Below are 12,173 nucleotides of genomic sequence, written 5' to 3'. Positions count from 1 at the left end.
GCCGACCATGCATACCCCTCTCCCTACTTTCCACCGCGGCAACGCCGGCCTTTGGCTGGTGCTGATGCTGTTCGTGCTGAAGGCGATGGTGCCGCAGGGTTTCATGCCGGCCACGCACCAAACCGGCACGCTGATCCAGCTGTGCTCGGCCGCGGGCCCCATCTGGGTGGCAGGGCCGTCCAAACAGGACAACGCGCCGGACGAACGGCACGCGGCGCAAGCCGCCACCTGCCCCATGGGCATGGCGGTTGCCGCGGTGGCCCTGCCGCCGTCGCCCGTCGTGCTGCCGGCGAAGTTGGCCGTCATGGCCCATCCGCTGGCCGCGCGCGCCCCGCCGGGCCCGGTTCTCGCCTCCGTCACCGGCGCGCCGCTAGGCGCCCGCGCCCCACCCACTGCCTCGGTATCCCGCTAGATCCTGCGCCGCCCCTGCGCGGCAATTTTTAGCTTACCGAGAGCACTCATGCCTTTTTCTTCCGCCAGGACGCATCGCGTCCTGAAGCGGCGCGTGGCCATTTGGACCGCGCTCGCCTTCACGCCCGCGCTGCACGCGCAAACCGCGCCGGTCGCCACGCTGCCGGCCATTTCCGTATCCGGCGACACGGTCGCGCCGACCTTGCTCGAACATGCCGCGACCGGCACCTTGCTGGGCCTGACCCCGTTCGAAACGCCTGCCAGCATCGACATCATCAGCAACGAACAGCTGCGAGCACGCGGCGCCACCACGGTCACCGACGCCATCACCCAGGCGGCAGGCATCAGCGCCATGCGCCATCCGGGCAACGGCGGCTCATCCCTGTCTTCCCGGGGATTCACCGATTCGAACTCCGTCGCGCAACTGTATGACGGCGTGCGCCAGTACGGCGGCGTGGGACAGACCTTCATCTACGACCCCTGGGCGGTGGACCGCATCGAAGTGCTGCGCGGCCCCGCCTCGGTGCTGTACGGGGAAGGCGCCATTGGCGGCGTCGTCAACGTCATCCCCAAGAAGCCCACGCGCGGCCCCATCGAAAACGAACTGATGACGACGCTGGGCACGCACGACACCCAGCGCTTTGGTTTCGGCAGCGGCGGCGCGCTGGATGACAAGTGGTCGTACCGGCTGGACGTCAGCGGCAACCACACGAATTCCGGGATCAGCCTGGGCGATTCACGCGATGCTGCTGTCACCGCTGCCCTGCGGCTGGACGTGTCGCCGGAACTGAACTTCACGCTGACCCAAGCCTACGCCTGGCAGGAACCCACCCGCTACTTCGGCACGCCGCTCGTCGACGGCAGGATGGACTACGGGCTGGCCAAGCAGAACTACAACGTGGCCGACAGCAAGATCATCTACCGCGACAGCCGCACGGAATTGAAGGCCGAGTGGTCGCCCAACGCCGCCACCACCGTGCGCAGCCGGCTGTACTACATCGGCAGCAACCGCGACTATCGCGATGCCGAAAACTACGCGTGGACGCCGGCCGGCCAGATCCTGCGCAGCGGCTATACCGAAATTGGCCACGACCAGGAGCAGACCGGCATGGTCACCGACGCCTCGTTCGACGGCCATCTGTTCGGACTGGCGAACAAAGTGGCGGTGGGGGTCGAGCTGAACCGCGCCTCGCTCAAGCACACCAACAATTCGCCCTATTCCGGCACATCGCTGGTGGATCCGTACGACGTCGATCACGGACGCTTCATCAATGTGGCCGGCACGACGCCGCGCTATCGCAATACGGCCAGCCAGTACGCGCTGTTCGCCGAAGACCGGCTGATGTTGACATCTCGCTGGTCGGTGCTGGGGGGCTTGCGCTACGACCATATCGACCTGAAACGGCGTGATCTGGTCGCTGACGAGACGGCCTTCCGCAGCACCTACACCAACGTCGGATGGCGCTTGGGCACGGTCTACGACGTGCTGCCCACCTTGTCGGTCTATGGCCAATACGCGCAGGCCGCCGACCCGATCGGCAGCCTGCTGTTGCTATCGCCCGCCAATAAGGGCTACGAGCTGTCGCAGGGCAAGCAGATCGAGATCGGCGTGAAGCAGACGTTCTGGGACAACAAGGGCCAATGGACGCTGGCCGCCTATCACATCACCAAGAACAACCTGGTCACGCGCGACCCCAACGACCCCGCGCTGCGCATCCAGGTGGGCGAGCAATCGTCGCGCGGCCTGGAGGCCACGCTGGGCGTGGAACTGTCGCCCACCTGGCGAGTGGACCTGAACGCCGTGGCGCTGCGCGCGCGCTACGACGACTTCAATGAATCGGTCGGCGGCGTGGCAGTGTCGCGTAACGGCAATGTGCCGACCGACGTGCCGGAACGCGTGGCCAACGCGTGGGTCAGCTGGAAGTTCGCTCCGCAATGGACGGCCAGCGCCGGCGTGCGCTACGTGGGCAAGCGCTATGCCGACGCCGCCAACCGGCTGGAAATGGCGGGCTACACCACGACCAACCTTGCGCTGCAATGGGAGCCGCGGCGCGACCTGAGCCTGGCGCTTCGCGCCTTCAACGTGTTCGACCGCCAGTACGCCGAAACCGCCTACTACAACCAGACGCAGTGGCTGCTAGGCGAAGGCCGGCGCGTGGAGCTCAGCGCCAACTACCGGTTCTGAGGCAGGGGCGCATTAAGGGCTGAGCAAGTCCGACAAGGCGTTGCCCAATTCCTTGACGGCGCCAGTCACGCCTTCGGCCGCGCCTTCCGCGCCCACGCCGATGGCGCGGCCAAAGCCTTGCGCCACCTGTGCGGCAAAGCCCCGTCGGACCGAGAACTTGGGATTGTCCAGGCTGCCTTGAAGTTTGAACTGGAAGCGCAAGGCGCCGGTCTTGTCTTTCATGGCGGCCAGCACCGCCTTGCGCGGCAACGAAAACAGGGTGCCGTCGCCGCTGAACTTAAGGTCACGCAGCGCGACGGTGCCCGAGGCCTGCAATTCGCGCTTGGCGATGGTGGTATTCATATCCAGATCCATCGCACCGCCAGTCAGCGACCCCGCGTCCTTTTCCGACAGGTAAGGCGCGGCGTGCCGGATGTCCATATTGCGCACGGCCACTTTCATGTCGGCGTCCGTCCCGCCGACTTGCAACCAGCCCTGCGCGCGCACGGTCGACTCCCCATTGCGGTTCTCTTCCAAGGTGCCGCTGAACTCCATATCGCTGTGCGTGCCATCCCCCGGGACCGACAACGGGCTCAAGCGGGCCTGAACGTTCTTGAATGGAATGCGATGCGACGGCTTGGACACCGCGGCGTCCTCGAAATCCAGCCGGCCGTCACGCAGGATCAGCTCCGCGACACGGATCGTGCGATCTGCGCGCGATTTGCCGTCGCCGCCGGCGCCTGCGTGCAGCGCCGCTTGCAAGGCAGGGGCAATCTGCATTTCGCCATCGGCGCCGCGCACGACCGCAAAATCGAAGCCTTCGACCACGACGGCGTCGAATACGGCCTCATGGCGCAAAAAGGCCGACCATTCCGGTTCCAGCACAACGCGTTTGGCGCTTGCGCCCGCTTGGCCCGGGGCGCCGGACACCTTCACATCAGTCAGCACGACCTGCCGCCAGCCGACCTGCACGTTGCCTACCTGGCCCCGGGGCCCCAGCATGCTTGAAATCCGCTGTTCGGCGATGCGGGTGGCGGCAAACGCCAGCACCCCGGCCAACGCGGCAAGGACAAGCAGCACGGCAAGAGTGGTGCCCAAGGCCGATCTCCGGCGCGGCGCGGCGGCGTTCAAGCTCATTGCGGTTCCTGTTTCGTGATGCCGGGGGGACGCAGACTGCGCATCGCGCAGCGTCAAACTGCAGGCCTCACCCGGGATGGTCAGCGATACGGCGCCATTATTCAATGGACGAAATGGATGATGCAGCTTATGTCCCCTTCGCGCAAACGGCCCCGTCCACGCCATTGAAAGCGCGGACGGGGCCGTTGGAATTCGCGCTGCCGGCTTGCGGACTCAATGCGCGATCAGGGGGTCAGCGCTGCGGCTTGCCGGGCTGCCCGGGTTGCTGGCCGCCCTGCTGGCCCTGGCCTCGATCGGCATTCTGGCCAGATTGGCCAGGCTGCTGGCCGGGCGACTGATTGCGGTCCTTGGGGTTTTCCTGGGCCTGTTGCTTTTGCGGCTGCTTTTGCTGGTCTGGCTGATTCTGATTGGACATTACAAGTCTCCTGATAGGCGGAAAAGGCTCCGCTACATCAGGAGTAGCAACTGGCGTGCCCAACGGCCGTAGCGACAGGATTCTGGAGAAGCAAATCGTAGTCCCCATTTTTTTGACCGGTAAGTCCTGGCCCTGCTGGAAGAAATTGCGCAAGCGGCAACGCGCCTGCGAGCGCTACTGCGTGATGACGCGGGCCGGGAAAGCCGGTTCGGTCTCTTTGGCGCCGCCATCAAAGGCCTCGATCCAGGACGACGCGTAATTGGCAGGCGCGGCCAGGGGTTCGCCGCCGTCACGCTGGGTGCGCAGCCGTACCATCAGGGCGTCCAGGGGCATCGGACGCCCAAGCGCGAAACCTTGCCCATAGCGGCAGCCAGCCGCCCGCAAGGCGGGGATGTCGGCCACGTTTTCCACCCCTTCGGCCACGACGCGCCAGCCCAATCGCGTGGCCAGTTCCGCGGCAGTGCGCAGCACTTCAAACGCCACGGCACTGCGCCGCATGCGCGTCACGAAATACTGGTCGATCTTCACTTCGGACAAGGGAATGGCCGATAGCAACTTCAGCGAGGCATGGCCCGTGCCGAAGTCGTCCAGGCTGACCTCGCAACCCGCGTCCTCCAGTTTCATCAACGACGCGCGCAAGACATCCAGCTCGCGGATGGGCTGGTCTTCGGTCAGCTCGACCCGGACCAGCGAAGCCGGCAGCTCGGCGGCGTAGATGAGATCCAGCAGGAAATCCACGGCGCTATCGTCGGATAGCGTCGACGCGGGCGCGTTGATGGCGACCGGCACCGCAATGCCCGCTCGCCGCATCGTCAGCAATATATCGATCACGCGCAGGCAGACTCGCTCGAACAGCAGCTTGTCCAACCCCATGCGGTTGATCGCAGGAATGAATTCGGCAGGCATGACGACACCCAGGCGAGGATGCTGCCATCGCGCCAGTGCTTCGGCGGATACGATCCTGCCTGTCATCAGGTCCACCTGCGGCTGCAACAGCACCCGCAGGCCATCCTTTCCTGCCACCATGGCCGCGATTTCTTCGTCGCTGACCACCGAGCTTGTGGAAGCCTCGTGATTGGGCGTCATGTCTACGCTCCTCGCGTGCCCCTGGGTAAGGCCTGCGCTGTCCGGGCGCAGAAAGAGGCACATTGGGACATGAGTATTCACTATCGGCTTACCGCGATGCGCCGGCCGTAATTTCCGGCGCATTGAACTGCCAAATGTTTTTTTATGCGATTTCGAGCAATTGTTCCAGGCAAATTTGCGTTCAAGAGGCAGTAAAGTCGCACAAATGAAACCATTTGTGTGGACCCATCCGAATTCATGCACCTGACATCCCGTGGACGACGATGGCGAGGCCGATAAAACCGCCTTGTCGACATGGTAGGGTTTGCGTCTTTCGGCCTTCGGGTCCTACTGCAGCTTGATGAATAGCGTGACGAATTTGCTTACCCGCTGGCGCGCTTCCTTGCGCAATGTCTTGTGGCTGGATGCGCTGCAAGCCGCCGCCATCAGCGCGGCACCCGTGATCCTGGCCGTGCTCGTGCACGAACCCCGCCTGGGCTGGACCGCGATTGCTGCATTCTGGGCCTGCTTCGGCGATCCTGGCGGCCCCTTGCGACAACGTGCCGGCTCCATGCTGGCGCTGGGCCTGATCGGCGGCCTCTTCTGTTTCCTTGCCAGCGCTAGCGCCAGCCATCTGTGGCTGCTGCTGCCGCTGACGTTTATCTGCTGCACGTTCGGCGGCTTGCTGCGCGTGCTGGGGCCGGCGGCGGCCATCGTCGGCACCTTGCTGTCTGCCGGCTTCGTCGTCGCCGCCGAATTGCCGGCGCCCACGCTGACCGAAAGCCTGTCGTACACCCTTTTCTTCCTGGCGGGTGCCGTCTGGGCCATTCTGATGACCGCGCTGGTATGGCGCCGCCGGCCCTGGAAGGACGCCACGCACGCGGTCGCGCATTGCTACCGCGGGCTGGCGGACTTTGCCGATGCGCTGGCACGCATGTATTCGGGCCTGACCCCGGCAGCCGGCCCCCAAGCGTGGACTGCCGTCACCAAGCCGCAGCGCAGCGCCCAGCGCGCCGCCTTGGAAGCCGCCCGCGTCCGTATCCGCGAAGTGCAGGACTCGCGCCCTTCCCGCCGCGCGCGCGCCAATCAGCTGACCTACTTGCTGGACAGCGCCGAAGACAGTTTCATTGCGCTGGTCGCCTGCGCCGACCTGCTGGAATCCCACGCGCCGCAATGGCTGGGCCGCAGCGCCGGCGCACACCTGTCGCATGCGCTGCACCGCTACGCCAGCGTGTGCAACGCGATTGCCAGCACCTCGGACGTCAGCGACCCCAAACAGGCGCAATGCCTGCGCGAGCGACTGGCCCACTATGGCGCCGGCCTGCATGACCTGCGCGGCGGCGCCATGGCCTATGCGCCCGATCTGGCCACGATGGTGCCCGTGCTGGACCGCCTGCTGCACACCGCACAAGCCGTCACGCAAGCGCTGTTCGACCAGGGCGGTGCGCCTGCCGCGCCCGCCCAGCAAGGTCGCGGGACGTCTCGCGCACGGCAGGCCTGGCGCACACTGCGCCAGAACCTGGGGGTGGAATCCGATGCCTTCCGCCACGCCTTGCGCGTGGGCGTCGGCGCCACCATCGCCGTGGCCTTGTCCAAGACATTCGCCGTCAACCATGGTTATTGGATGTCGCTGACGCTGGTCTTCATCCTGCAGCCCTATTTCGCCACCACGTGGCAACGTACCCTCGAACGCGTCACCGGCAGCGTCGCCGGCGCCATCGGCGCATCGCTGCTGGGCCTGCTGTTGAGTACGCCGCTGTCGGTGGCGCTCGCCGTGCTGCCCATTGCGTTGGGCACCTTCGCCGCGCGCACCATCCATTACGCGCTGTTCACCTTCTTCCTGACGTCGCAGTTCGTGCTGGTCAGCCATATCCAGCAACCGGAAATCTATGAGCCCACGCTGGCAGCTTTGCGGGCCTTCAACAGCGTGCTGGGCGGCATCCTGGCGCTGCTGGTGGGCTTTCTGGTGTGGCCGGAAAAAGAGCCGCGGCAATTGGCCGGCGCCCTGACACGGGCACTGGACCGGCACGCCGCGTATGCGCTGGCGCTGACACGGCAAAAAAGCGGCGAGGCCTCGCTGCCGGGCGAAAGCAGCATCGTCGCCTTGCGCCGCCAAGCCTGCCTGTCGGCCGATAATGCCGAGGCCTCACTGCAGCGCCTGCAACAGAATCCCGTGCACCGCGAGCGCAACGTCGACACCGCGGTGAACCTGCTGAACGCCATGCGGCGTATCACGGCAGCCGGCACGGTGCTGGAGATCCAGCCCGCCCTACCTGCCGAAGCGCCTGCGGCGGCTGCCCTGCGCGACTACGGCCTGGTGCTGGCCCACGCGCTGCATCCGCAGGATCACGGGGCGGACCTGCCTCCCCGCCAATGGGCCGTGCCGGCCGCCGTCGCCGCCGCCGACCCGGCCTTGGCCGAGCCGCTGGACCGCATCGCCCAGCAGGCACGCCAAGTGCGCCAATTGCGCGACCGCATCGAAAAAGATCCACCCCAATAGGCCGCAACCGGCCCACGGGCCGTCTTTGCGCCGAATCCGGGTATCTGAACGCCGCTTGATGCGCATCAAGGGCCGGCCCCTCGGAAAGCGTAACCATGTCGCTATGGGACGCTTACTGAGGAGACCCGCATGTATCGCCGCATTGCCGTACACCTGGACCACGGATTCGACTGCGAACGCCGCACCCGGCTGGCGCTGTCGCTAGCCAAACGCCACAAGGCCGAACTGGTCGGCATCTACGCCAGCGCGGCGCCGCCCCAGTATTACTACGGCGAATCCGTGTTGATGTCCCGTACGCTGAATGTCATGAAGGAACTGCAGGCGCAGAACCGCGCCGCGGTGCAGAACGCTTTCTTGGAAACGGCCGCAGCGGCCGATGTTCCGGCGGTCGTGCGCGCCGGAGACACCGCGCCCAGCGTCTGCGTGGCGCTGCATGCCCGCACCAGCGATCTCGTCATCGTCAGCCAGTTCAACCGCGACGATGTCGAAGCCGCGCATGAATCCGAATTCGTCGAGCAGATGTTGCTGACGGCCGGTCGCCCTGTACTGGTGCTGCCCTCCAGCGGCGATTTCCTCACCGTGGGCGACCGCGTGCTCTTCTGCTGGGACGGTAGCCGCGAAGCCGCGCGCGCCCTGGGCGACGCCACGCCGGCGCTGCGCCTGTCGTCGCACCTGATCGCGCTGACCATGGACGAAGGCGGATCCTCGCAGAAAGACGAAGCCACGCCGTTTGAAGACCTGGCCACGTATTGCGTCGCCCATGGCATGCCTGCCCCGGACCACGTGCGCCGCGACATCAAGGGCGTTGGCGTGGGCAGCACCATCCTGAATGCCGCCGCCGACCATAGCGCGGACATGATCGTGATGGGCGCCTATGGCCACAGCAAGCTGCGTCAATGGGCGATGGGCGGCGCCACCGCGTCCATCCTGAAAAGCATGACCGTCCCGATCATGTTCTCGCACTAGGCACGCGGCTAGGCCGCTTCGGCTTGCGCCTCCACCACCGGCGTCAACACGGGCTTGCCGCTGAAATGCGCCGTGGCGTTCCGCAGGAACAGCGCCACGGTCGCCGCCACCGCCTCGGGTGAACGGCCGGCGCTATGCGGCGTCAGCACCACATTGCCCAGTTGCTTCAAGGCATCCGGCACTAGCGGTTCACCATCCACCACATCCAGCCCGGCACCTGCGATGCGCTTTTCAGCCAGCGCGGCGATAAGCGCAGCGGTATCCACCACGCTGCCGCGCGCAATGTTCACCAGATAGCCGTCGGGGCCCAATGCGTCGAGTACCTCGGCGTTCACCAGATGGCGGGTGCCCGCTCCCCCAGGAGTGGCCACCACCAGGAAGTCGGAAGCCGCGGCCAGGGCGCGCGGCGTGTCGAAATAGGTGTACCCGGTTTCGGGCCGCGCGCGACGATTGTAGTAACCGACGCTCATGCCGAATCCGTTGGCGCCACGCTTGGCGATTTCAAGCCCGATGGTACCCAGGCCAAGAATGCCCAGGCGCTTGCCCGACACTTGCGGGCCCATGAAGCCGCTCCAGTGCCCTTGCCGCACCCAGGCGTCCGCTTGAGGCAGATGGCGCGCGACGCCCAACAATAGCGCCATCGCGTGGTCGGCCACCGACACCGCGTTGGCGCCCGGGCCGTTGGTAACGATGATGCCGCGCGACGCAGCCGCGGCCAGATCAATGTTCTCGAAGCCCACTCCAAGCGAACAGACCAGTTCAAGTTTCGGCAAGGCCGCCATTTCATCGGCGCGCAACCCGGTCGCGCCGCGCGTCAGCACGATGCGGATGTCCTGGGCATGGTCCTGGATGGCTTGCGCGCGGGCTTGCGCCGTCGGCGCATAGATGGCTTGAAAGCCGTGGCCTTCAATCGCGGGCAGGAAACCCTGCACGCTGTCGATCAAAATCAATAAGGGAATGGTCATGGAGGCGTTGCCGGATAGGCGGATGGCTGCGAAAAGGCGGGGAAATCTTACGCCTTGCCACGTACCCGCGCTACCAGCCGTCCAAGGGACGGCCATTCCCGGAAAAACCGAGGGCCGGCCGGCGCCGCGGGGCGCTCAGCCGGCCCTCGGCGTTATATCCGTCCCATCAGCAACATCACGATCAGCACGATCACGACAATGCCCAGCAAGCCGCTGGGGTAATAGCCCCAGCCCTTACTGTGCGGCCACGCGGGCACGGCACCGATAAGCAGCAGGATCAGAATGATCAGCAGAATGGTCGACATGATGACTCCTCGTCGTTATTGATTCGAATTGTTCAGCGGCATGCGGGCATCAGCGTTTGGGAGGGTCGATTTCCCTGATCGGCGGCGAAAGCGGCGGCAGATCGACTTCCGGTTCGTCCGTATCGGGTTCTACCGGCAGATCCCCGGGCGGCGATCCCGGCGGGATCGGATCGGGCTTGGGCGGCACGTGTAGCTGTAAGGTGGGTTGCATGGCACTCTCCTGTAAGGATCCTTGCCGGGACGGGAGGTTGGCCCCGGCCCGCAACGATCGGTTCGCTGATGTTGTTGCTGCCGATTGCCTCAGCAAGCGCCGTGCCTGACCCTGTTGATTCCCGCGTAACGTCGCCGTCGGGCACGTTGCTTGCTGCAGGCGCGCCGACGCCGTTGGAGATCAGGATGGACGCCCGCATATCGCCCCCCGAGCCCGTACCGCTGGTCTACGTTGACGACACGCAGCCGGGCTATCGCCGGGTGCGCGTGAACGGCAGCAAATTCCATTACGTGGACGCGCAGGGAAAACGCATCAAAGATGACAAGGAGATCGCCCGCATCCACGCGTTGGTGATTCCCCCCGCCTATGAAGACGTCTGGATCTGTCCCCTGCCCCATGGGCACCTCCAGGCCACCGGCCGCGACGCGCGGGGCCGCAAGCAATACCGGTACCACCCGGGCTGGGCGGCATTGCGCGATGCGGACAAGTATCAGAACCTGCTGGCTTTCGGGCAGGCCCTGCCGCGCATACGGCGCCAAGTGGACCGCCACATGCGCGCAGCCGGGTTGGCGCAAGAAAAGGTAATCGCGACGCTGGTGAAATTACTGGAGACCACGCTGATCCGGATCGGCGCGCGCGAGTATGCCCGGACCAACCAGTCGTACGGCCTGACGACGCTCAAGCGTCGGCATACGACCGTTGCGGGCAGCAGCTTCCGGTTCCGCTTCCAGGGCAAGAGCGGCGTGCCGCACGATGTAACGGTGAAGGATCGGCGCGTGGCCCGCATCATCCGCCGCTGCCTGGAAATCCCGGGCCAGCAGCTCTTCCAATACCTGGATGAAGACGGCGGCAAGCATCCCGTGGATTCCGGGGCAGTCAATGCCTATCTGCGCGCCGCCGGTTCGGGCGACTTCACGGCCAAGCATTACCGCACTTGGGCGGGTTCCGTGCTGGCATATGCTGCGTTGCAGGCTCGCCCCTTCGAAAACGAAGCGCAGGCCAAACAGACCGTGGTAGACGTTATCAAGCAGGTGTCGCAGCGCTTGGCCAACACGCCCGCCGTATGCCGCGCCTGCTATGTGCATCCCGCCCTGCTCGAGGCCTATCTGGCGGGCACGCTGCCGCCGAAGTCGCGGGCGCCGGAGGGCCCGCGCGGCCTGGACGCTGACGAACGGCGTCTCCTGGCATTCCTGCGCGGCCTGCCAGGCAGCGTAGACGGCACCGACCCGGCCGGCGAATCAAAAAAGGGATGAGCGGGCGTTCTTCGCGCGCGGCTGCGGCGCGGCGCCGTCTGCCCAGTTCGATTCGGTTTGATTGTCGACCACCGCGCGTTTGTCGCGCGCCGCCTCATCCGGGGTGGAGGCGTCTGGTTTGACTGGTTGTTTCGGCACATCGACGGGGCCGCTCGGCGGCAGTATCTTAGCGTTGTCTTGCGCGCCGGCCTGCGCGGACCGGTCCGCACGAACAGAGGCGGCCGGCGTCGACGGGGAGCGGTTTTTCATTGGTATCTCCTGCCTGGTTTCGATTTTCCATCCTACGGCCAGCGGCCTCGATAAAACACTCGCAGTACCTTCAAATTGCAAGCGGATGTGCCCGTGCCGGCCGGGCATACCTTTGCCGACGGCCATGGGAACTCACAAGGAGATGCAATGCGAGACCCAAACTTCGAGCAATGTGTGCAAGCCTGCTATGAATGCGCGGTGGCTTGCGACCAGTGCGCCGCGACCAGCCTGGAAATCAATGCCACGCGGATGAAGCGCTGCATCAGTCTGGCCACGGACTGCGCCAGCGTGTGCCGCCTGTGTGCCGCGATGCTGGCGCGCAATGGGGAGTTTTCTACCGCGTTATGTACTTTGTGCGCCTTGGTTTGCGATGCCTGCGCGCGGGCATGCACGCCGCATCAGGACATGGAGCATTGCCAGATCTGCGCCGGCGCTTGCCTGGCCTGCACCCTGGCCTGCCAAGACATGCTCGAGGCCTAGCGCCCCGACACGCCACGCGGCCGCACGGGCCGGTTCGCGCTGGTGGAACTCC

The 12,173-nt window shown here is 65.6% G+C and carries 13 protein-coding genes; 6 read left to right on the top strand and 7 right to left on the bottom strand.

The annotated features are described in order from the left end of the window. Nucleotides 1-7 precede the first annotated feature (7 nt). A complete protein-coding gene (locus tag CEY09_RS02425; protein WP_088587387.1) occupies nucleotides 8-412 on the top strand; it encodes a DUF2946 family protein in 405 nt (134 codons plus the stop codon). Nucleotides 413-460: 48 nt separating this feature from the next. Then, nucleotides 461-2,596 carry a TonB-dependent receptor gene (locus CEY09_RS02420; protein WP_088587386.1) on the top strand — a complete coding sequence of 712 codons (2,136 nt, stop codon included), beginning with the start codon at nucleotides 461-463 and terminating at the stop codon, nucleotides 2,594-2,596. A 12-nt stretch (nucleotides 2,597-2,608) separates the two neighbouring features. Here the strand turns inward: CEY09_RS02420 and CEY09_RS02415 are convergent, their stop codons facing one another. The 3 genes from CEY09_RS02415 to CEY09_RS02405 form a co-directional block, all read right to left on the bottom strand. Then, a complete protein-coding gene (locus CEY09_RS02415) occupies nucleotides 2,609-3,712 on the bottom strand; it encodes a DUF748 domain-containing protein (protein WP_088587385.1) in 1,104 nt (367 codons plus the stop codon). A gap of 232 nt (nucleotides 3,713-3,944) precedes the next feature. Then, the gene (locus CEY09_RS02410; RefSeq protein ID WP_088587384.1) at nucleotides 3,945-4,127 is read right to left on the bottom strand and encodes a hypothetical protein; all 183 of its coding nucleotides are present in this window, start codon (nucleotides 4,125-4,127) and stop codon (nucleotides 3,945-3,947) included. 174 nt (nucleotides 4,128-4,301) lie between these two features. Continuing rightward, nucleotides 4,302-5,213, bottom strand: a complete 912-nt coding sequence (locus CEY09_RS02405) for an EAL domain-containing protein (RefSeq protein ID WP_088587383.1) — start codon at nucleotides 5,211-5,213, stop codon at nucleotides 4,302-4,304. Between the two features lie 349 nt (nucleotides 5,214-5,562). On the opposite strand from CEY09_RS02405, the gene CEY09_RS02400 reads away from it, so the two are divergent. Both CEY09_RS02400 and CEY09_RS02395 read left to right on the top strand, forming a co-directional pair. Beyond that, complete coding sequence (locus tag CEY09_RS02400) at nucleotides 5,563-7,692, top strand: FUSC family protein (protein WP_234818205.1); 2,130 nt, start codon at nucleotides 5,563-5,565, stop codon at nucleotides 7,690-7,692. Nucleotides 7,693-7,821: 129 nt separating this feature from the next. Beyond that, entirely contained in the window at nucleotides 7,822-8,658 is an 837-nt protein-coding gene (locus tag CEY09_RS02395; RefSeq protein ID WP_088587381.1) for a universal stress protein, read from the top strand. Nucleotides 8,659-8,666: 8 nt separating this feature from the next. On the opposite strand, the gene CEY09_RS02390 is transcribed toward CEY09_RS02395, so the two are convergent. The 3 genes from CEY09_RS02390 to CEY09_RS32250 form a co-directional block, all read right to left on the bottom strand. Next, the gene (locus tag CEY09_RS02390) at nucleotides 8,667-9,623 is read right to left on the bottom strand and encodes a 2-hydroxyacid dehydrogenase (protein WP_006222113.1); all 957 of its coding nucleotides are present in this window, start codon (nucleotides 9,621-9,623) and stop codon (nucleotides 8,667-8,669) included. A 152-nt stretch (nucleotides 9,624-9,775) separates the two neighbouring features. Then, on the bottom strand, nucleotides 9,776-9,928 hold the full coding sequence (locus CEY09_RS02385) for a DUF3309 domain-containing protein (RefSeq protein ID WP_006222114.1): 153 nt from the start codon (nucleotides 9,926-9,928) through the stop codon (nucleotides 9,776-9,778). A gap of 49 nt (nucleotides 9,929-9,977) precedes the next feature. Then, nucleotides 9,978-10,139: a hypothetical protein gene (locus tag CEY09_RS32250; protein ID WP_167389996.1), complete on the bottom strand. Its 162-nt coding sequence runs from the start codon at nucleotides 10,137-10,139 to the stop codon at nucleotides 9,978-9,980. Between the two features lie 185 nt (nucleotides 10,140-10,324). Between CEY09_RS32250 and CEY09_RS02380 the strand changes: the two genes are divergently transcribed. After that, nucleotides 10,325-11,392: a DNA topoisomerase IB gene (locus CEY09_RS02380; protein ID WP_088587380.1), complete on the top strand. Its 1,068-nt coding sequence runs from the start codon at nucleotides 10,325-10,327 to the stop codon at nucleotides 11,390-11,392. On the opposite strand, the gene CEY09_RS02375 is transcribed toward CEY09_RS02380, so the two are convergent. Continuing rightward, nucleotides 11,378-11,641, bottom strand: coding sequence for a hypothetical protein (locus CEY09_RS02375; RefSeq protein ID WP_081533928.1), 264 nt, complete (start codon nucleotides 11,639-11,641; stop codon nucleotides 11,378-11,380). The genes CEY09_RS02380 and CEY09_RS02375 overlap by 15 nt on opposite strands. Nucleotides 11,642-11,788: 147 nt before the next feature. Between CEY09_RS02375 and CEY09_RS02370 the strand changes: the two genes are divergently transcribed. After that, complete coding sequence (locus CEY09_RS02370; RefSeq protein WP_006222115.1) at nucleotides 11,789-12,121, top strand: four-helix bundle copper-binding protein; 333 nt, start codon at nucleotides 11,789-11,791, stop codon at nucleotides 12,119-12,121. Nucleotides 12,122-12,173: the final 52 nt, after the last annotated feature.

The organism is Achromobacter marplatensis, assembly GCF_002209535.1.
Lineage (GTDB): Bacteria > Pseudomonadota > Gammaproteobacteria > Burkholderiales > Burkholderiaceae_B > Achromobacter > Achromobacter marplatensis.
Note: the sequence above shows the minus strand (reverse complement) of the source record. Positions and strands in the feature narration are given on the sequence as shown.

Excerpts from the sequence above, each read along its gene's own strand:
- CEY09_RS02425 (WP_088587387.1), top strand. The coding sequence starts at position 8 with ATGCATACCCCTCTCCCTACTTTCCACCGCGGCAACGCCGGCCTTTGG.
- CEY09_RS02420 (WP_088587386.1), top strand. The coding sequence starts at position 461 with ATGCCTTTTTCTTCCGCCAGGACGCATCGCGTCCTGAAGCGGCGCGTG.
- CEY09_RS02415 (WP_088587385.1), bottom strand. The coding sequence starts at position 3,712 with ATGAGCTTGAACGCCGCCGCGCCGCGCCGGAGATCGGCCTTGGGCACC.
- CEY09_RS02410 (WP_088587384.1), bottom strand. The coding sequence starts at position 4,127 with ATGTCCAATCAGAATCAGCCAGACCAGCAAAAGCAGCCGCAAAAGCAA.
- CEY09_RS02405 (WP_088587383.1), bottom strand. The coding sequence starts at position 5,213 with ATGACGCCCAATCACGAGGCTTCCACAAGCTCGGTGGTCAGCGACGAA.
- CEY09_RS02395 (WP_088587381.1), top strand. The coding sequence starts at position 7,822 with ATGTATCGCCGCATTGCCGTACACCTGGACCACGGATTCGACTGCGAA.
- CEY09_RS02390 (WP_006222113.1), bottom strand. The coding sequence starts at position 9,623 with ATGACCATTCCCTTATTGATTTTGATCGACAGCGTGCAGGGTTTCCTG.
- CEY09_RS02385 (WP_006222114.1), bottom strand. The coding sequence starts at position 9,928 with ATGTCGACCATTCTGCTGATCATTCTGATCCTGCTGCTTATCGGTGCC.
- CEY09_RS32250 (WP_167389996.1), bottom strand. The coding sequence starts at position 10,139 with ATGCAACCCACCTTACAGCTACACGTGCCGCCCAAGCCCGATCCGATC.
- CEY09_RS02380 (WP_088587380.1), top strand. The coding sequence starts at position 10,325 with ATGGACGCCCGCATATCGCCCCCCGAGCCCGTACCGCTGGTCTACGTT.
- CEY09_RS02375 (WP_081533928.1), bottom strand. The coding sequence starts at position 11,641 with ATGAAAAACCGCTCCCCGTCGACGCCGGCCGCCTCTGTTCGTGCGGAC.
- CEY09_RS02370 (WP_006222115.1), top strand. The coding sequence starts at position 11,789 with ATGCGAGACCCAAACTTCGAGCAATGTGTGCAAGCCTGCTATGAATGC.